Annotated in this window: 13 protein-coding genes; 8 read left to right on the top strand and 5 right to left on the bottom strand. The window is 65.0% G+C overall.

Translation table 11 applies throughout. From position 1 onward, the window contains the following. The first annotated feature begins 319 nt into the window (after positions 1–319). The 3 genes from map to P0D70_RS19545 are packed head-to-tail and all read left to right on the top strand — an operon-like array spanning position 320 to position 5,931. Positions 320–1,129 (top strand): type I methionyl aminopeptidase, encoded by an 810-nt coding sequence (gene map / locus P0D70_RS19555; RefSeq protein WP_091793331.1) that lies wholly within the window; start codon positions 320–322, stop codon positions 1,127–1,129. 29 nt (positions 1,130–1,158) lie between these two features. Beyond that, positions 1,159–3,738 carry a [protein-PII] uridylyltransferase gene (locus P0D70_RS19550; protein WP_408185699.1) on the top strand — a complete coding sequence of 860 codons (2,580 nt, stop codon included), beginning with the start codon at positions 1,159–1,161 and terminating at the stop codon, positions 3,736–3,738. Positions 3,739–3,744: 6 nt separating this feature from the next. Next, a complete protein-coding gene (locus P0D70_RS19545) occupies positions 3,745–5,931 on the top strand; it encodes a pseudouridine synthase (RefSeq protein WP_408185698.1) in 2,187 nt (728 codons plus the stop codon). A 259-nt stretch (positions 5,932–6,190) separates the two neighbouring features. On the opposite strand, the gene def is transcribed toward P0D70_RS19545, so the two are convergent. From def to P0D70_RS19520, 5 genes are all read right to left on the bottom strand, one after another. Then, positions 6,191–6,724: a peptide deformylase gene (gene def, locus P0D70_RS19540; RefSeq protein ID WP_007181426.1), complete on the bottom strand. Its 534-nt coding sequence runs from the start codon at positions 6,722–6,724 to the stop codon at positions 6,191–6,193. Continuing rightward, positions 6,721–8,787, bottom strand: coding sequence for an NAD-dependent DNA ligase LigA (ligA, locus tag P0D70_RS19535; protein ID WP_408185697.1), 2,067 nt, complete (start codon positions 8,785–8,787; stop codon positions 6,721–6,723). Before ligA ends, def begins: the two co-directional genes overlap by 4 nt. 190 nt (positions 8,788–8,977) lie before the next feature. Next, a complete protein-coding gene (locus tag P0D70_RS19530) occupies positions 8,978–10,270 on the bottom strand; it encodes a cell division protein ZipA C-terminal FtsZ-binding domain-containing protein (protein ID WP_091793323.1) in 1,293 nt (430 codons plus the stop codon). Positions 10,271–10,409: 139 nt separating this feature from the next. Beyond that, positions 10,410–13,928 (bottom strand): chromosome segregation protein SMC, encoded by a 3,519-nt coding sequence (smc, locus tag P0D70_RS19525; protein ID WP_408185696.1) that lies wholly within the window; start codon positions 13,926–13,928, stop codon positions 10,410–10,412. Positions 13,929–14,086: 158 nt separating this feature from the next. Then, on the bottom strand, positions 14,087–15,082 hold the full coding sequence (locus P0D70_RS19520; RefSeq protein WP_091793321.1) for a DMT family transporter: 996 nt from the start codon (positions 15,080–15,082) through the stop codon (positions 14,087–14,089). A 454-nt stretch (positions 15,083–15,536) separates the two neighbouring features. Between P0D70_RS19520 and dapC the strand changes: the two genes are divergently transcribed. The 5 genes from dapC to prmB all read left to right on the top strand — a co-directional run bounded on the left by dapC (position 15,537) and on the right by prmB (position 20,266). After that, positions 15,537–16,754 carry a succinyldiaminopimelate transaminase gene (gene dapC, locus P0D70_RS19515; protein ID WP_408185695.1) on the top strand — a complete coding sequence of 406 codons (1,218 nt, stop codon included), beginning with the start codon at positions 15,537–15,539 and terminating at the stop codon, positions 16,752–16,754. A gap of 71 nt (positions 16,755–16,825) precedes the next feature. Continuing rightward, a complete protein-coding gene (gene dapD / locus P0D70_RS19510; protein ID WP_027213332.1) occupies positions 16,826–17,653 on the top strand; it encodes a 2,3,4,5-tetrahydropyridine-2,6-dicarboxylate N-succinyltransferase in 828 nt (275 codons plus the stop codon). After that, positions 17,653–18,018, top strand: coding sequence for an ArsC family reductase (locus P0D70_RS19505; protein WP_091793317.1), 366 nt, complete (start codon positions 17,653–17,655; stop codon positions 18,016–18,018). The genes dapD and P0D70_RS19505 overlap by 1 nt, the downstream gene beginning before the upstream one ends. Positions 18,019–18,225: 207 nt before the next feature. After that, entirely contained in the window at positions 18,226–19,365 is a 1,140-nt protein-coding gene (gene dapE, locus P0D70_RS19500) for a succinyl-diaminopimelate desuccinylase (RefSeq protein WP_408185694.1), read from the top strand. A gap of 16 nt (positions 19,366–19,381) precedes the next feature. Then, positions 19,382–20,266, top strand: a complete 885-nt coding sequence (prmB, locus tag P0D70_RS19495) for a 50S ribosomal protein L3 N(5)-glutamine methyltransferase (protein WP_408185692.1) — start codon at positions 19,382–19,384, stop codon at positions 20,264–20,266. Positions 20,267–20,383: the final 117 nt, after the last annotated feature.

Below are 20,383 nucleotides of genomic sequence, written 5' to 3'. Positions count from 1 at the left end.
CGACTCAACCTGCTCCGGTAGCTCCTGTCTGACGCCGCCGGTTGCACCCGCGTACTCGCCGCCCGCCCCCGATCGACCAGCCCGAGCCAGCCGACCCAACCCGCCCTGGCATGGTGCAATGCCGACTGCGGCGCGCCTTCGGCACTCAACGGCATTGCGCCACCGCGGCGAAAGCCGCCCGCTCAATGGACCACCTCAAGGGATCACCTCAGGGACTCGCGCACGAGCCCTCGACAGGCGTCACTCCCGTCGCAAAAGCCTGCGGCGGCAGGAATATGGTGCGATAATCTCGCAATAAATCGCATTTCAGGCCCGACTCATGGCTATTACGCTCAAAAACGAACACGATATCGCGCAGATGCGCGTCGCTTGCAAACTCGCGAGCGAAGTGCTCGACTACATCACGCCGTTCGTCACGGCGGGCATTACCACTGGCGAACTCGACCGCCTGTGCCACGAATACATGCTGAAGGAACAGGGCACGATTCCGGCGCCGCTGAACTATCAGCCGCCCGGCTACCCGCCCTACCCGAAAGCCACCTGCATTTCCGTCAACGACGTGATCTGCCACGGCATTCCGGGCGACAAGACCTTGAAGAACGGCGACGCGCTGAATATCGACGTCACCGTCATCAAGGAAGGCTATTTCGGCGACACCAGCCGCATGTTCATCGTCGGCGAAGGCTCGATCCTGGCCAAACGTCTGGTTCAGACCACCTTCGAATGCATGTGGCTCGGCATCGACCAGGTGCGTCCGGGCGCCCATCTCGGCGACATCGGCTATGCGATCCAGAAGCATGCGGAAGGCCAGGGCTACAGCGTGGTGCGCGAATATTGCGGTCACGGTATCGGCACGGTGTTCCACGAAGACCCGCAGATCCTGCACTACGGCCGCCCCGGTACTGGGCTCGAGCTGCAAACCGGCATGATCTTCACGATCGAGCCGATGATCAATGCCGGCCGCCGCGACATCCGCACCATGCCGGACCAGTGGACCGTCAAAACGAAAGACCGCAGCCTGTCGGCGCAGTGGGAGCATACCGTGCTCGTCACCGAAACCGGCTACGACGTGCTGACCGTTTCGGCCGGCACGCCCGCGCGTCCGCCGATCGTCGCGGCCACCGCCTGACTGACTTCCGAACCCACCGCCGCCTGCCAATGAGTAGTGTTCCAGCCCTCGCCCAATCCCCTGCCAGGTCGCTCAAGGCGGAGTACAAAGTGGCCAAAGCCCAACTGCTGGAACGCTTCAGGACGGCCACCAACGTCGAGGCGCTGATGGCCTCGCTCGCGCGCGCCACCGACGACTCCCTGCGCGCCGTCTGGAACACCTGCGATCTGCCGCCCGAGCTGGCCTTGCTGGCGGTGGGCGGCTACGGGCGCGGCGAACTGGCGCCGCATTCCGACATCGACATTCTGGTGTTGCTGCCCGACGCGCCGATCGGGCATCTGGAAGCCCGCATCGAACGCTTTATCAGTCTCGCCTGGGATTTGGGGCTCGAACTGGGCAGCAGCGTACGCAGCGTGTCGCAATGTCTCGATGAAGCCGCCAACGACGTCACGGTGCGCACCTCGCTGCTCGAAGCACGGCGCATAACCGGCAGCGCGGAATTGTTCGACGACTTCGCGAAACGTTACCGCGACGCGCTCGACCCCAAAGCCTTCTTCCAGGCAAAAGTCCTGGAAATGCGCCAGCGCCACGCTAAATTCCAGGACACGCCTTACTCGCTCGAACCCAACATCAAGGAAAGCCCGGGCGGCCTGCGCGATCTGCAACTGATTCTGTGGATCACCCAGGCGGCCGGTTTCGGCAGCAGCTGGCGCGAACTCGAAGCGCGCGGCCTGATCACCGAGCGCGAGGCACGCGAACTGCGCCGCAACGAGAGTTTCCTGAAAGCGCTGCGCGCGCGGTTGCATGTGATCGCCGGGCGTCGTCAGGACATCATGGTGTTCGACCTGCAAACGGCGGTGGCCGAGAGCTTCGGCTACAAGCCGACCGCCACCAAGCGCGCCAGCGAACAGCTCATGCGCCGCTACTACTGGTCTGCCAAGGCTGTCACGCAACTCGCCACGATCCTGATCCAGAACATCGAGGCGCAACTCTTTCCCAGCACGAGCGGCGTCACACGCGTGCTGTCGGACCGCTTCGTCGAGAAGCAGGGCATGCTGGAAATCGCCAGCGACGACGTGTTCCAGCGCGAGCCGAACGCGATCCTCGAGGCTTTCCTGCTGTACGAACAGACCCCCGGCGTAAAAGGCCTGTCGGCGCGCACCCTGCGCGCGATCTACAACGCCCGCGACGTAATGGATCAGCATTGGCGGCGGGACCCGGAAAACCGGCGCCTCTTCATGGACATCCTGAAGCAGCCGGCCGGCATCACGCACGCACTGCGCCTGATGAACCAGACCAGCGTACTGGGGCGCTATCTGCTCAACTTCCGGCGCATTGTCGGGCAGATGCAGCACGATCTGTATCACGTCTACACCGTCGACCAGCACATTCTGATGGTGCTGCGCAATCTGCGGCGCTTCGCCGTGGCCGAGCACGCGCACGAATATCCGTTCTGCAGCCAGCTGATCGCGAACTTCGACCGGCCGTGGGTGCTGTACGTGGCGGCGCTGTTTCACGACATCGCCAAAGGCCGCGGCGGCGACCATTCCACGCTCGGCATGGCCGACGCGCGGCGCTTCTGCCGCAATCACGGCATTCTCGGCGACGACGGCGAACTCGTCGTGTGGCTGGTCCAGCAGCATCTGACCATGAGTCAGGTCGCGCAGAAGCAGGATACGAGCGACCCGGAAGTCATCAAGCGATTTGCCGAACTGGTCGGCACCGAGCGCCGCCTTACGGCGCTCTACCTGCTGACCGTGGCCGACATCCGCGGCACCAGTCCGAAAGTCTGGAACACGTGGAAAGGCAAGCTGCTCGAAGATCTGTACCGCGCCACCCTCTCCGTGCTCGGCGGCGCACGTCCGGATGCGCATTCGGAACTGAAGTCCCGGCAGGAAGAAGCGCTTGCGCTGCTGCGCCTCGAAACCGTGCCGGAAGGCGCGCAGAGGGCGCTATGGGACAAGCTCGACATCGGCTATTTCCTGCGTCACGACGCGGCGGATATCGCGTGGCAAACACGTGTGCTGTATCGCCATGTCGAAACGCCGACGCCGATCGTGCGGGCCCGTCCGTCGCCGATCGGCGAGGCGCTCCAGGTACTGGTCTATGTGAAGGATCAGCCCGATCTGTTCGCCGGCATTTGCGCGTATTTCGACCGCAATGGCTTGTCGGTGCTCGATGCGCGGGTCAGCACGACCCGTCACGGTTACGCGCTCGATAATTTCCTCGTCGCGCATACCGAAGAAGACGTGCATTATCGCGATATTGCCAATCTGGTCGAACAGGAACTGACCGCCCGCCTCACGGGTGACGGGACCCTGCTTCCGGGACCGTCGAAAGGCCGTCTGTCACGGCTGTCGCGGACCTTCCCTGTTACGCCGCGCGTCGATCTTCGGGCCGACGAGCGCGGCCAATATTACATCCTGTCCGTGTCGGCGAACGACCGGCCAGGCCTTCTTTATTCGATTGCGCGCGTGCTGGCCGAGCATCGGGTCGGCGTCGCTTCGGCGCGGATCAATACGCTCGGCGAACGCGTCGAAGACGTGTTCCTGCTTGATGGACGCGGCCTGTCTGACAGCCGCCTGCAAATTCAGGTCGAGACCGAACTGCTGCGCGCGATTGCAGTGTGAGATTTCATGCGAGTCAAATTAACAGCCAAGCACCCGCGGCCGGCTTCGTCCGAACGCGCCCCTGTCCGTACCGGAAGTCCATCGGCGCGTAAGCCGACGCGCCCGGCGGGGCCGAAGCCTTCTGAGTCGACCGCGGGTGTCGGCGGAGCCCGGAGCGAACGTGCGGGCGCGCCGGCTGGAAGCGGCAAGCGACCGGCCGGCGGCAAGCCGGCGGGCGCCGGCGCTCGTCCGGCACAGGCCGAAGGGTCGTTTTCGCGCGAGCGGACGGCGGGTGGGACTCAGCGCGCCGCGTCGGATCGGCCGCCGCGCCGCGAAGGCGCCGGCAATACGGGTGCGCCGCGCCGGTTTGAAGGCAGCGGCGAGCGCGCTCCGCGTCGCGACGATGGTGAACGCGCCCCGCGCCGGTTTGAGGGCAGCGGTGATCGTAGCGAACGTGGGCCGCGCAGGGCCGAGGGTGAGCGGGCACCGCGCCGCTTTGAAGGTGGCAGCGAACGTGCCCCGCGCCGCGCCGAGGGAGAGCGCGCGCCACGTCGGTTTGAAGGTGGTGCTGACCGCAGCGAACGCCCACTCCGTCGCACCGAAGGTGAACGTGCACCGCGTCGCTTTGAAGGTGGCGCTGACCGCAGTGATCGCGCACCCCGCAGGGCTGAGGGTGAACGTGCACCGCGTCGGTTTGAAGGCAGCAGCGACCGCGCCCCGCGCCGCGACGATGGCGAACGTGCCCCGCGCCGGTTTGAAGGCAGTGGCGATCGTAGCGAACGCGCCCCGCGCCGCGCTGAGGGTGAACGCGCCCCACGTCGGTTTGAAGGTGCCGGCGACCGCGCCCCCCGTCGCACCGAAGGTGAGCGCCCGCCACGGCGGTTTGAAGGCAGCAGCGAACGCGCCCCGCGCCGCGACGATGGCGAACGCCGCCCGTTCAGCAGTGCGCGTCCTGGCACGGGCCGTCCGTCCGAAGGCTCGTCGCGCGGCGATCGTCCGGAACGTCGTGAGCGCGATGCGTCCGACCGTCCGCGCTTCGGCAGCGACCGTGGCGCTCCGCAAGAGCGCCGTGGCGGTGAGCGCGGGCCGCGCAGCGACAGCGCGCCGCGCCGTTTCGAAGGCGAGCGCGGTTCGTCCGAACGCGGTGAACGCAGTTTTGCCAAGCCAGTCAAGAGCGGCTACGGCGAGCGCTCCGACCGTCCGGCACGCGCTCCGCGCGACGAGCGCGGCGATCGCGCGCCGGCCAAACGCGAATTCGGCGACCGTCCTGTGCGCGGCGCGGAACGCACCGAGCGCCCTGCCCGCAGCTTCGACAAGACCTTGCCCGCCGCCGGACGCCGCTTCGGCGACGAGCGTCCCGCGCGCGCCGACAAGCCGCGCGGCACAGCACGAAGCGAGCGCGATTCCGAAGTCGATGCCGCGCCGCGCACGCCGCGTCGCGATTACGAAGACGCGCCGGGCACTTTGCGCCTGTCCAAGCTGATGTCGGAACTCGGGATGTGTTCGCGCCGCGAAGCCGACGAGTGGATCGAAAAAGGCTGGGTGATGGTGGACGGCGAGCGCATCGACACGCTCGGCACCAAGGTTCGCCCGGACCAGCGTATCGAGATCGACCCCGCCGCCGAAGCCGCGCAAGCAAGCCAGGTGACAGTGCTGATCCACAAGACAGTGGGCTTCGTCTCGGGTCAGGCGGAAGACGGTTATCAACCGGCCATCACGCTCGTTACGCCGGAGAACCGCTGGGAAGGCGACCGCTCGGACATTCGCTTTTCGGTCGCGCATTTGCGTCAGCTGGCACCGGCCGGCCGTCTGGACATCGACTCGACGGGCTTGCTGGTACTGACTCAGGACGGCCGTATCGCGAAGCAGCTGATCGGCGGTCATTCGGAAATCGACAAGGAGTATCTCGTGCGCGTGGCGTTCGGCGAGCACACCACCGACGTCGAAAGCCACTTCCCGCCGGAAAGTCTGGCGCTGCTGCGGCACGGCCTGTCGCTCGACGATGTGCCGCTCAAACCCGCGCAAGTCAGCTGGCAGAACGGCGAGCAATTGCGTTTTGTGCTGCGTGAAGGCAAGAAGCGCCAGATTCGCCGCATGTGCGAACTGGTCGGCCTCGAAGTGATCGGCCTGAAGCGCGTGCGCATGGGCCGTGTGATGCTGGGCGCGCTGCCACCTGGGCAATGGCGCTACCTGTCAGCCGACGAATCGTTCTGAAACTATGTGTCCGGTGCTGAGGGCGCGGTTAGATCCTCACCTGGTCGATAGCAAGGCGGCGGTGCAAAACGACCCCACGTTTGTTCGAAAACGTGGGGTCGTTTGCTAATGAGCCGGTCCTTCCGGCGCCTTGCCGCCTGTCAGCGTAGACGACGCTGGACGAGTCTCACGCTTCACCAGGTCCGAGAGTCGCGCCAGTTTGCCGCTATAGGAACACCCGCGGTGGTCCATCACGCCGCGCCACATCACCCCAACAGCTTCAATCGTCGCTATTCGGATCCATATCCGGAAACAGCACTTCCGTGAAACCGAACTTCGCGAAGTCGTTGATCCGCATCGGATAGAGCTTGCCGATCAGGTGATCGCACTCATGCTGCACGACGCGCGCGTGAAAACCCTCCGCGACGCGATCGATCGGTTTGCCGTATTGGTCGAAGCCGTGATACTTGATCATCGAAAACCGGCTCACCGCGCCGCGCAAGCCCGGCACCGACAGGCAGCCTTCCCAGCCCTCTTCCATGTCCTGCGAGACCGGCGTGATGGTCGGATTGATCAGCACCGTTTCCGGCACCGGCGGCGCGTCCGGATAGCGCTCGTTGTGGCCGAAGCCGAAGATCACCACCTGCAGATTGACGCCGATCTGCGGCGCGGCAAGGCCCGCGCCATTGGCGTCATGCATGGTCTCGAACATGTCCTTCACGAGTTCATGCAATTCGGGCGTGTCGAAGTGATCGACCGGATCGGCAATACGCAAAAGGCGCGGATCGCCCATCTTGAGAATTTCGCGGATCATAACTGCCCCTCCAGGAGCTTACGCATACCATCTTCGTCGAGTACGGGAATGCCGAGTTCCTCGGCCTTCGCCAACTTGCTGCCGGCTTCAGCACCCGCCACCACATAATCGGTCTTCTTCGACACGGATCCCGCCACTTTCGCGCCGGCGGCCTCCAGCATTTCCTTCGCCTCTTCGCGCGCGAGGCTCGGCAAGGTGCCGGTCAACACGACCGTCTTGCCGGCCAGCACGCCTTGCGGCGCTTTAGGGGCGGGCGGCCCTTCCGCCCACGTGACTTTGCCCGGCGCGCGCAGTTGCTCGATCACCGTACGGTTGTGCTCTTCGGCGAAGAACTGATGAATCGACTCGGCCACTACCGGCCCGACGTCGTTGACCTCCAGCAAGGCTTCCACCGACGCGTCCATGATCGGATCCAGCGAGCCGAAGTGCTTGGCCAGGTCCTTTGCCGTGGACTCGCCCACATGGCGAATACCGAGCGCGTAGATGAAGCGCGCCAACGTGGTGTGCTTGGCCTTTTCGAGCGAGTCGAGCAGGTTTTGCGCGGACTTTTCCGCAAAGCGGTCGAGTTCGGCGAGCGTCGCGAAGCCGACATTGAACAGATCGGCCGGCGTACGCACGAGATTCTGCTCGACCAGTTGATCGATGATTTTTTCGCCCAGTCCGTCGATATCCAGCGCGCGCCGCTGCGCGAAATGCCACAGCGCCTGCTTGCGCTGCGCGGGACAGAACAGTCCGCCGGTACAGCGCGCAATCGCCTCGTCCGGCAAGCGCTCGATATTCGAGCCGCACACCGGGCAATGCGTGGGCATGACGAACTCGCGGGCATCTTCAGGACGCCGGTCGAGCAGCGCGCTCACCACTTCGGGAATCACGTCGCCGGCGCGCCGCACGATCACCGTGTCGCCGATGCGGATATCCTTGCGGCGCACTTCGTCTTCGTTATGCAGCGTGGCGTTCGTGACCGTCGCGCCGCCGACGAACACCGGCTCGAGCCGCGCCACCGGCGTAATCGCTCCGGTACGGCCCACCTGCACGTCGATCGCGACGAGTCTGGTGAGCGCCTCCTGCGCGGGGAATTTGTGCGCGAGCGCGAAACGCGGCGCGCGCGACACGAAACCGAGCGCCTCCTGCTCATCGCGCCGGTTGACCTTGTACACCACACCGTCGATGTCGTACGGCAGCTTCTCGCGCTTCTCACCAACGGCGTGGAAAAACCCCAGCAAGCCCTCTGCGCCCCGCACCACCGCGCGTTCGCCATTCACAGGCAAGCCGAGTTCCTTGTACCAGTCGAGCAGTTCGCTATGCGTGGCCGGCATGTCCATGCCTTCGAGCACGCCGATTCCGTAAGCGAAAAACGACAGCGGCCGCTGTGCGGTGATCTTCGAATCGAGCTGCCGCAAACTGCCTGCCGCCGCATTGCGCGGGTTGGCGAACTCCTTCTGTTCAGCAGCCCGCTGACGTTCGTTCAGACGCTCGAAATCGCGCTTGAACATCAGCACTTCGCCGCGCACGTCGAGCACGGCCGGCACACGTTTGCCCTTGAGCTTGAGCGGAATGGAGCGGATCGTGCGGACGTTTTCGGTAACGTTCTCGCCGGTCGTGCCGTCGCCGCGCGTGGACGCCTGAACGAACACGCCGTCGACGTAACGCAGCGAGATGGCAAGGCCGTCGAACTTCAGTTCGGCCGCGTAATCGACCGGCACCGGGGGCTCGCTCGCATTCTTGCCGAGCGCGTCGCCGATACGCTTGTCGAACGCAACGATGTCTTCGTCCGCGAAACCGTTGTTCAGCGACAGCATGGGCTGATCGTGCACGACCGGCTCGAAACCGCTGGCCGCCTCGCCGCCCACGCGTTGAGTGGGCGAATCCGGCACGATCAGGTCAGGATGTTCCGTCTCGATGCGCTCGAGTTCCTTGAACAGCCGGTCATATTCCGCGTCGGGCAGGTCCGGCTGGTCGAGCACGTAGTACGCGTAATTGGCGCGTTCGAGTTCCGCGCGCAGCCACGCGGCGCGCTCTGCCGGGGCACTGCTAGCGGAGGGTGAGACGGGGGTTCGGGCCATGCTGTCGGAAGGTTCTTCAGTGAAAATCAGACATTGGATTATCGCAGGAAGCGTGCCCCTTTACATCGGCCGAATGGCCAGTTTCGGCGCGGGGTGCATCCGGTCATCGGCCGCGCGCGAAACCGCCGCCTGAAACGACAACGGCCGCACATCGTGCGGCCGCTGCGGACACCGGTAAAAACGTAAAAGATTACTGGCTGAACAAGCGCCGCGTGGCCGGCGAACCCGCGGGAATCCCCGCCTGTTCGAGCTTCGCATAGAGCGTCATCAACTGCTTTTCGATCGCGAGCAACGCGGTCTCCGGTAACGGACGGCGGCCGTCGTCGACCACTCGCCCGCCAATACGCTCAGCCAACGATTTTGCGTAGTCGCACATCAGGCGGAACGGCAGGATGTCTTCGTCGGCCACCGGCACGTCGAGCACCAGCGTGATCATCTGGCCGCCCTTGTAGGTGAGGTCGTCGCGCAGGAAGTTGGTGTCGCCGAATTGCAGCATGAACACCGGGCTTTGCCGCGCGTCGAGCTTGACGAAACGCGTACCGTCGCGCGACAGCAGCAGCCCGTCTTGCGACGCGATCGCCTGCACGTAGTTGGCGGACCAGGGCGCGCCGTCGGAGAGCACGTTGATCGACAATTGCGCGTCGCACTGCGCGGCGAAGCCGTCGAGTTCGCGCGCCATCGCCACCGTTTCGAGCATGTCGGGAAATTCCGGCGACGCATCCAGCGCGTCGGCAAATTGCTGCACGCCGGTGACGAACTCGGAGAACTCCAGTTCGTTCAACGCGCCGCTGCGATTGGCCAACTGCGCGGCCGCGCGCAACTCTTCGTAGCGCGCGCCGTTTTGCAGCAGTTCCCACGCGCCGCCTTCGAGCTTGCCCTCGATATGCACCGGCTTGCTGCCCGCGCGGCGCAGACGCTGCGCAAGCGGGATCACCTTGTCGCCAGCGACCGGGCCATTCAAACGAATCGGCACGATACAGTCGATGCGGCGATCGACGATAGCCGGCGGCGCGGACGAAATCGTCGTGGCGGCTGGCAGAATCGGCTCGGCCGGTTCGTCGGTCTGGTGAGCGGCTTGCGCGGACTTGCCGGCCTGCGCGTGCTCGCCGCCTTCGGCTTCAGCCACGCCCTCGGCTTCCGGGTAGCCGTTCGGCGTGGTCGTCTCGGCCTGAATATCGGCCGGCGTATCGAGTGGCGCAGCCACTGTAGCGGGCCCGCCGAAAGTCGGCTCGACGCGCGCCGCCGCGGTTTCTCCTGCCGCTTCGGCGCCCACCACCGGCTCGCGGCGCGTGGTCGGCCGGGCCGGCTCGATGAACGGGCTCTGTTCCTCCTGATCGTCCCGCGCGAAGTTCTCGGCGGTGTCGGCCGGCATTGGCCGCGGCATCTTGCGGCGCACCTTCGCGCCCTGCCATGCGTTGTACACGACCACGCCCCCGACCACCACGGCACCCGCGCCGATCAAACCGAGTGTCAACTCGTCCATGCATGCTCCATCAGCAATTCTTTTATCTGCGCGGCTTCTACGCCCGGCTCACGTGTCGCGCGGCCAACGGCCGCTGCGCTGAACGCGGACACCCGCGAATGTCGACTCAAAAGCAATTCAAGCGCAAATCAAGCGCAACTCAAACGATATTCTGGGCGAAACCCGCAGCCGTTTCCATGTCGACGGCAACGATCCGCGACACGCCCTGCTCCTGCATGGTCACGCCGATCAACTGCTGCGCCATTTCCATCGCGATCTTGTTGTGCGAGATGAAAAGGAACTGGGTTTTGTCCGACATCGCACGCACGAGGTTCGCGAAGCGTTCCGTATTGGCGTCGTCGAGCGGCGCGTCCACTTCGTCGAGCAGACAGAACGGCGCGGGATTCAGCTGGAACATCGCGAACACGAGTGCCGTGGCGGTCAGCGCTTTCTCGCCGCCCGACAGCAGGTGAATCGTCGAATTCTTCTTGCCCGGCGGCTGCGCCATGACCTGCACGCCGGCGTCGAGAATCTCGTCGCCCGTCATGATCAGCCTCGCCTGGCCGCCGCCGAACAGACGCGGGAACAGTTCGCCGAAATGCTGGTTCACCTGGTCGAAGGTGCCTTGCAACAGCGTGCGCGTTTCCGCGTCGATCTTGCGGATCGCGTCTTCGAGCGTTTCGATCGCGCTGTTCAGGTCGGCCGATTGCGAGTCGAGGAACGACTTGCGCTCGGTCGCCGCCTTCAGTTCGTCGAGCGCGGCCATGTTGACCGGACCGAGCGCGGTGATCGCATTGTTGATGCGCGTGACTTCGCCCTGCAGATACGACGGCTTCATGTCCGGCGTGAGCTTGGCCTGCAATTGCGCCTCGTCGACACCGGCCGCGGCCAGTTGCTCGATGAACTGCTCGCCGTTCAGGCGCGCCGCCTGTTCCTTCAACTGCAATTCGTTGATCCGGTCGCGCAACGGCTGCAGCGCGCGCTCGGCCGTGAGACGCGTTTCGTCGGCGGCACGCAGCTTGGCGGTGAGATCGTCGAGTTCGAGACGTGCGGCGTGCAGCGCTTCTTCCTTGACGGCGCGAATGTCGAGCGCGTCCTGCAAGCCGGTGTGCGCGGTCTGCTCGTTGATCGTTTCCAGCTCGGCGCGCGCGTCTTCCAGCGACGCCGCGACACGCTCGCTCTGCTCGTGCGCGACCTGAATACTGCGCTTCAATTCGTCGATGCGGTTCGCCATGTTACGCGCGGCAAATCGCGCGTCGGTGGCGGCGCGGTCGAGATCGCGGGCCTGAGCGCGCGCTGCGGTGAGTTGTTCGTCGAGCGCCTCGAACGCCAGCTGATGATCTTCGAAACGCGCCTGCAATTCGGCCAGCTCACCATCGTGACGCTCGAAGTTCGCTTCCGACTCCGCACGCATGGCGCGCTGCTCTTCGATCTGCGCGGTGATCTCTTCGAGTTCCTCGCGAATCTGCGTGCTGCGCTGCGTGTAACGCTCGTGCGCCTGGGTGAGTTTGAGCACGTCCATCTGCAAGGCGTGCACCCGCTGCGTGGCGCGCTCCGCCTGCTGACGCACGTCGGTCAAGGCTTGGGCGGCTTGCGTGTGCGCGGCTTCGGCGCGGATCGCAGCGGCCTTCGCCTCGTCGGCGAGCAAGGCTTGTGCGCGAACCTGGCGCGCCAGATTTTCGATTTCCTGCTGACGGGCCAGCATGCCGGCCTGTTCGGAGTCGGCGGCATACAGCTGCACGCCCACGCGCGTCACCACATGGCCCGCCTTGACGACAAACGAGCCGCCTTCCGGCAACTGCGAGCGCATGGCGAGCGCCTGCTGCAGATCGTCGGCGACGAACGCGAGACCGAGCCAGTCGTTGAGCACCGCGCGGATGCCCGCGTCGTCGATCCGCACCAGCGACAGCAGCGGCCGCAGCGCGGGCGGCGTGACGGACGGCTGCCCGGCCACGGGCGGCGCGTAGAAGGCGAGCTTGGCGGGCGGCGCGTCGGTGGCGAATGCCTTGACCCAGTCGAGGTTCGACACTTCCAGCGCGGCGAGCCGCTCGCGCAGCACGGCCTCGAGCGCGGTTTCCCAACCGGCTTCGACATGCAGCTTTTTCCACAGACGCGGCAAGCCGCCCAGTTCATGCTTTTCGAGCCACGGCTGGATCTTGCCTTCAGTCTGGACGTTTTCCTGCAACTGCTTGAGCGCGGCGAGGCGCGCGTCGAGCTGATGAATCTGCGCGCTTTCCGCCTGCACGCGCTCCTGCGCGGCGCGGCGTTCGCCGTCCAGACGCGGCAGCGTTTCCTGCGCGTCGGCGAGGCGCGTTTGCGCGTCGTGCAGGATTTCTTCGTGCTCGGCAAGCTGCATGCGCAAGTCTTCGAGTTGCGCTTCGTCGGGGGCGTCGAGACCGCCTGCTTCCGACTTCAAACGCTCGTGACGCGCCTGCAATTGCTGCAATTGCTGATCGGCATTGCGCTGATGCGCGGCTTCGAGCTTGAGCGCCTGTTCGGTCTGCGCGATCCCGCCGCGCTCGGCGTTCAACTCCGTTTGCGCATCGCGCCAGCGCGCTTCGAGCGCGGGCATCGCGTCATGCTTGGCGGCGGCTTCGTCTTCGGCCAGCGCGGCTTTTTCTTCGGCAACGGCCAGTTGTTCTTCGGCGTCCGCGAGATCGTCTTGCGCTTTTTGCGCCTGCGACTGCCACTGCTCACGCTGCGCATTCAGCGCGGCGATCTGCGCCTGCACGCGATTGCGCGATTCGACGATGAACTTGATCTCGGCTTCGAGCCGGCTGACTTCAGAATTTGCCTCGTAGAGCGCGCCTTGCGCGCCCTGCATCGCGTCGCTCGCGGAGTAATGCGCGACGCGCAGCGTTTCGAGTTGCGCTTCGACTTCGCGCAGCTTCGCGGTGTGCGCTTCGAGATCGATCTGGGCCTGTTCGATCGCACGCTGCTGGCGTTCCTGCTCGCTGCCGGCTTCGTTCTTGCGCAACAGCCACAAGAGCCGTTGCTTCTCTTCGCCGTCGGTCTGCAATTCCTTGTAGCGCGTGGCGACCACCGCCTGCGCTTCCAGCTTCTCGAGGTTCGCCCCCAGTTCGCGGACGATGTCCTCGACCCGCGTCAGATTCTCGCGCGTGTCGTGCAACCGGTTCTCGGTTTCGCGGCGGCGTTCCTTGTACTTCGACACACCTGCGGCTTCTTCGAGGAACACGCGCAACTCTTCCGGCTTCGCCTCGATCAGGCGCGCGATCATGCCCTGCCCGATGATCGCGTAGGCGCGCGGCCCGAGACCGGTGCCGAGGAAGATGTCCTGAATGTCCCGGCGACGCGCCGGCAGATTGTTGATGTAGTAGCTCGAGGTGCCGTCGCGCGTGAGCACGCGCTTGACGGCGATTTCGGCATACTGCCCCCACTGGCCGGCGGCACGTCCGTCGGCATTGTCGAACACAAGTTCGACGCTGGCGCGGCTACCCGGCTTGCGCGCGGTCGAGCCATTGAAGATCACGTCCTGCATCGATTCGCCGCGCAACTCGGAGGCGCGCGATTCGCCGAGCACCCAGCGCACGGCGTCGATGATATTGGACTTGCCGCACCCGTTCGGTCCGACCACGCCGACTAGCTGGCCCGGAACCTGGAAATGCGTGGGATCGACGAATGACTTGAAGCCAGCGAGTTTGATCGAGGTCAGACGCACGGCGATTTCGCTGTTTGAAAAGGGAAAAAATGGGTGGCTCGTGAAGGCCGCGCCAGCCGTTCGCCGAAAGAGCGACACGGCCCGCGAAACCCAACGAACCCTCGGGACACGGGTGCCGGCTTCACGCAGTGAGGCATGTGCCGGCTAATGAGGGGCAATCATACCATCGCGCGTGGAGGGTTCTTGCCGTCCTTGTGCTCGCCGAGGTCTGCATTGCGTTCATTCACGAGGCTTTCTTCCTGAATGGCCGGATCGGGCGGCATCGCCTTGGTCCGATGCACCCAACTGGACAGCGCCGAGGCCAGCACGATGCACACGCCGCCGGCCCATTCGCGCGGACCGGGCGTCTCGCCGGCGAAAAGCCACGCCGACAACGCCGTGACTACGATCTCGAACAGCATGATGATCGAAGCGCGGTTGGCCGGCACGCGCGCGAGCCCGTACTGCACCAGCATATTGTTCGACGCGAGCAGAAAACCGAGGCCGAGCACCAGTAACGCGGCCGTGCCGAGATGCGCGCCGGTGGGCGGCGCGGGCATCGCCTCGAATAGCGAAGCACAGGCGCCGAAAATCGCCGCGCCGCCGAAGATCGTCGCGGTGCGCATTTCCGGCTTCATATCAGGCAACACGCGGCTCGTCTTGAGAATCAGCACGTTGCTCATGGCAAAGCCCATGCCGCCCGCGAGGCCCGCCCATTCGGCGAGATTGCCCGGCACGGGAATGCCCAGTTGCGGCGACCACAACATGGTCATCGCGCCGGCTAGCGACAGCGCGGCCAGCCCCGCCCCCGACCACGTGAGCCGCTCATGCAGGATGAAGTGCGCGAAGAGCGCGGTCCACGCCGGGGTGAGATAGAACAGCAGCAACACACGCATCACCTCGCCATGAATCGAACCCCACACGAAGCCGAGGTTGGTGATGCCCGCGGCCAGCGCGAGAGCGGGCAGCAGCCAGTGCCAGCGCACAGTCTTGAGCGCGCGATACCGCACCAGCAGCACGAACAGGCAGCCGGCGCCGCTCGTCAGCGCGCTGGCTGCCGTGCCGGTCACGCCGAGCGCATTCAGCATGCGCAATGGATACCAGATCATTCCCCACACCGACGCGCCCAGCATGATCGCGAGCGTGGGCCAACCGTTGCGAAGCCAGTTGGTCATGGTGCGGAACTCCTTGCGGAGGCGTTCGGGGTGTGTCTGTCGCGGACCGCGGCGCTCTTGCGCCTGTTGTGTCCGGATGTCTCCGGGACTGCTGCGTACATTGCTGCTCCTGCTTCTTGCTTGCGCGAACCGTCTGCGGTTCGCGTCGTTCCCGCTGCAGCGCATTGCCTGCGCCGCCTGGCGGGTTGCGCCGGTGCTTGCCGGCGCGATGTCCCTAATCTGCTTAACCGCTCAACTGACCGGGCCTGGCGTGGCGCGGCGCCGCCGGCTCAGGCCCGCCCGCGAAACCCTGCGCCACGGTAGGCCCGCCACGCCAGGCTCACCACGCTATAATCATTCGCTCGCCGCTGCTGCCATCTTTCGAGCGTGTTTTTGCGCTTTACCGCCGCCAGCGCGTGCGCCGCTTCTTTCTGCATCCGTCAGCGCCCATCTTCGATCAGGCTCGATCCGCCCAGTGAACCCGCTACTCGACTCCCTTCAGCCCTACCCGTTCGAAAAGCTGCGCGCGCTTTTCGCGGACGTCACGCCGAACGCCGGCCTCGCGCATATCAGCTTCGGCATCGGCGAGCCGAAACACCCCACGCCGGCGCTGATCCGCGACGCCGTGGTGGCCTCGCTCGGCGGTTTGTCCGCGTATCCGGCCACGATTGGAACGCCTGCTCTGCGCGAGGCGATCGCGAAGTGGGTTACACGGCGCTACAACCTGCCGCCGGTCGATCCGGCCACCCAGGTGCTGCCGGTATCGGGTTCGCGCGAGGCGTTGTTCGCCCTCGCCCAAACCGTGCTCGACCCGAAAAAGAATGCTGACAGCGAGCCTGCGATCGTACTCTGTCCGAACCCGTTCTACCAAATCTACGAAGGCGCGGCGATTCTGGGCGGCGCGCAGCCGTACTTCGTCAATAGCGACCCGGCGCGCAACTTTGCCTGCGACTATTCGGCGGTGCCAGCCGATATCTGGGCGCGCACGCAGCTGCTTTACGTCTGCTCGCCCGGCAATCCGACCGGCGCGGTGCTCACGCTCGACGACTGGCGCGAGCTGTTCGCGCTGTCGGACCGCTACGGTTTCGTGATCGCCTCGGACGAGTGCTACTCCGAAATCTATTTCGACGAAGCCAGCCCGCCGCTCGGCGGTCTGGAAGCGGCCCACAAGCTCGGCCGCGGGTTCGAGCGGCTCATCATGCTGTCGAGCCTGTCCAAGCGCTCGAACGTGCCGGGCATGCGCTCGGGATTCGTCGCGGGGGACGCGGCGATTCTCAAGAGCTTCCTGCTATACCGGACATACCACGGCGCGGCCTTGTCGACCGTGTTCCAGAATGCCAGCATCGCGGCCTGGAATGACGAAGCGCACGTGCGCGAGAACCGCGCGAAGTATGTGCAGAAGTTTTCCACGGTCACGCCAATGCTCGCCGAGGTGCTCGACGTGCGCCTGCCGGATGCCGCGTTCTACCTGTGGGCGGACGTCTCGCGCACCGGTCTCACGGACACCGAGTTCGCCCAGCGCCTCTACGCCGACTATAATGTGACGGTTCTGCCGGGCTCGTTCCTCGCGCGCACTGCGCATGGCGTGAACCCCGGCCGCAATTTCGTGCGCATGGCGCTCGTCGCCGACGTCGACGAATGCACGCAAGGCGCGCAGCGGATCGTCGACTTTTGCCGTGCGCTGGCGGGTTGAGTCTTCACTGATTGCAACCCTCGCGCACCGCACCCCTTCTTCAGACTTCAACTCTTCGATAAAGCACGCATATGTCGCAACAACTTCAGCAGATCATTGACACCGCCTGGGAAAACCGCGCCGAACTGTCGCCGAAGGCCGCTCCGGCCGACGTGCGCGAAGCCGTCGCCCACGCCATCGAGCAACTGGACAAGGGCGCACTGCGCGTCGCCGAGAAGAAAGACGGCGACTGGGTCGTCAATCAGTGGCTGAAGAAAGCCGTGCTGCTGTCGTTCCGCCTGGAAGACAACGCGCCGATGCCGGCCGGCGGTTACTCGCAGTTCTACGACAAGGTGCCGTCCAAGTTCGCCAACTACACCGCTGAAGACTTCGCCGCCGGCGGCTTTCGCGTGGTGCCGCCCGCCATTGCGCGCCGCGGCTCGTTCATCGCGAAGAACGTCGTGCTGATGCCGTCGTACACCAACATCGGCGCGTACGTGGACGAAGGCACGATGGTCGACACGTGGGCCACCGTCGGTTCGTGCGCGCAGATCGGCAAGAACGTTCACCTGTCGGGTGGCGTGGGCATCGGCGGCGTGCTGGAGCCGCTGCAGGCGAACCCGGTCATCATTGAAGACAACTGCTTCATCGGCGCGCGTTCGGAAGTGGTGGAAGGCGTGATCGTCGAAGAGAATTCGGTGATCTCGATGGGTGTGTACCTCGGCCAGAGCACGAAGATTTACGACCGCGAAACCGGCGAAGTCACATACGGCCGCATTCCGGCGGGTTCGGTGGTGGTGGCGGGCAACCTGCCGTCGAAAGACGGTTCGCACAGCCTCTACTGCGCCGTGATCGTGAAGAAGGTCGACGCCAAGACGCGTGCGAAGGTCGGCCTGAACGAGCTGCTGCGAGGCGACTGATGGCGCGCGGCACCAAAACCGTCGTCTACGGCATCCCGAACTGCGACACCGTGAAGAAAGCCCGCGTGTGGCTGGAAGAGCACGGCGTCGAGTTCGAGTTCCACGACTTCAAGAAGCATGGCGTGACCGAACCGCTCGTGCAGGACTGGTTGAAAGACGTGAAGCTCGACGCGTTGCTGAACCGTCGCGGCACCACGTGGCGGGCCCTTTCCGACGACATGAAGGCGGCCGCGGACACGCAATCGGGCGCGATCGCGTTGATGATCCACAAGCCGTCGGTGATCAAGCGGCCGGTGCTGGTGGTCAACGGCCGGGTCAAGTCGCTCGGTTTTTCCGCGGACGAATACGAAGCGCTGTTTGCGTAAGAGCAGCACTGTTCGTCGGATCCGGCGCACGGGGAGTTGAGCGCCGCCGGATCTGCTAGCCGTCTGGCGCGAGTCCATGCGCCGGCGCCGCGAACGCAAAACGTAGTAAAACGCGGCCCTGGTCGCGTGGCTCAAAAGCTGTTGCCGGCTGCGGTGTTCAACCGCCAGCCGGCATTTTTTCATTTTAAAGTGGCTTGTATCGAATCCATGTCCGGCACCCTCGCCCTTACCGAACAACTGATCGCGCGCGCGTCCGTCACGCCCGACGACCAGCATTGCCAGCGCCTCCTGATCGAACGCCTGGCCGCGCTCGGCTTCGAGCACGAGACGATCGAATCGAACGGCGTGACCAACCTGTGGGCCGTGAAACGCGGCGTCGACGGCACTGAGGGCAAACTGCTCGCGTTCGCCGGCCATACCGACGTGGTGCCGACCGGCCCGCTCGAACAGTGGCACTCGGCGCCGTTCGAGCCGACCCAGCGTGACGGCAAGCTGTACGGCCGCGGCGCGGCGGACATGAAAGCGTCGATCGCGGGCTTCGTGGTGGCGAGCGAGGAGTTCGTCGCCGCGCACCCGGCGCATCGCGGCTCGATCGCGTTCCTGATCACGAGCGACGAAGAAGGCCCCGCCACCGACGGCACCATCAAGGTCGTCGAGGCGCTGCAGGCGCGCGGCGAACGCATGGACTACTGCATTGTCGGCGAACCGACTTCGAGCGCGCAGCTCGGCGACATGGTGAAAAACGGCCGGCGCGGTTCGATGTCCGGCAAGCTGATCGTCAAGGGCGTGCAAGGCCATATCGCCTATCCCCATCTGGCGAAAAATCCGGTGCATCTGCTCGCGCCCGCGCTCGCCGAACTGGTGGCGGAGCGCTGGGACGACGGCAACGAATATTTCCCGCCCACCACGTGGCAAGTGTCGAACATTCACAGCGGCACCGGCGCGACCAACGTGATTGCCGGCCACGCGGACGTGATGTTCAACTTCCGTTTTTCGACGGCGAGCACGGTGGAAGGTTTGCAGGCGCGCGTGCACGCGATTCTCGACAAACACGAGCTCGATTACGATCTGCAATGGACCGTGAGCGGCCTGCCGTTCCTCACGCCGCGCGGCGATCTGTCGAACGCGCTTGCCAAGGCGATCAAGGACGAAACCGGCGTGACCACCGAACTGTCGACGACCGGCGGCACCTCGGACGGCCGCTTCATCGCGCGCATCTGCCCGCAGGTGATCGAATTCGGCCCGCTGAACGCCAGCATCCACAAGATCGACGAACATATCGAAGTCGCACACATCGAGCCGCTGAAAAACGTGTACCGCCGCGTGCTCGAACAACTGATTGCGTGACCCAAGGACTATTGCGATGACGCTCCCGTTTTCCACCGTTCGCGACCTGCTGCGTTTCGCGGTTTCGCGTTTCAACCAGGCCGATCTGTCGTTCGGCCACGGTTCGGCCAATGCTTACGACGAAGCCGCCTATCTGATCCTGCACACGCTGCATCTGCCGCTCGATCTGCTGGAGCCGTTTCTCGACGCGCGTTTGAGCGCCGCTGAAATCGACGCCGTGCTGAACGTGATCGAGCGCCGCGCCACCGAGCGCGTGCCGGCCGCCTACATCACGCAGGAAGCGTGGATGCACGGCTTCCGCTTCTATGTGGACGAACGCGTGATCGTGCCGCGCTCGTTCATCGGCGAACTGCTGCAGGACGGTTTGCAGCCCTACGTGGAAGATCCCGAACAGGTGAGCGCCGTGTTGGAGTTGTGCACCGGCTCCGGCTGCCTCGCGATTCTCGCGGCCCATGCGTTCCCGAACGCGGATATCGATGCGGTGGATCTGTCCGCGCCCGCACTGGAAGTCGCCACGCGCAACGTCACGGACTACAAGCTCGACGACCGCATCGCCCTGTTCGAAGGCGATCTGTATGCGCCGCTCGCCGAGCGCCGCTACGACGTGATCATCACCAACCCGCCGTACGTGAACGCAGCGTCCATGCAGGAACTGCCTGCCGAGTACAAGCACGAGCCGGATATGGCGCTGGCAGGTGGCGCCGATGGCATGGACATCGTGCGCCGGATCATCGCCGAAGCGCGCAACTGGCTGACCGATGAAGGCGTGCTGGTGGTGGAAATCGGCAATGAGCGCGCGCACGTGGAAGCGGCGTTCGGCGGCCTCGATCTCGTCTGGCTGTCGACCAGCGCCGGCGACGACAACGTGTTCCTGATTCAGGCGGCCGATTTGCCGGTCTAAAGTTTTGCTGCGCTCGCGCAGCAAAACCACCCGCCTCGAGCCGCACGCGCCCCGAATGCACGCGCGTTCGGTAAGATGGGCGAGCTCAGCTACCCGGCGCTCATCGAGCCAGCCAGG

It is taken from the genome of Paraburkholderia sp. RL17-381-BIF-C, from assembly GCF_046026435.1.
In the GTDB taxonomy this organism is placed as follows: domain Bacteria; phylum Pseudomonadota; class Gammaproteobacteria; order Burkholderiales; family Burkholderiaceae; genus Paraburkholderia.
Note: the sequence above shows the minus strand (reverse complement) of the source record. Positions and strands in the feature narration are given on the sequence as shown.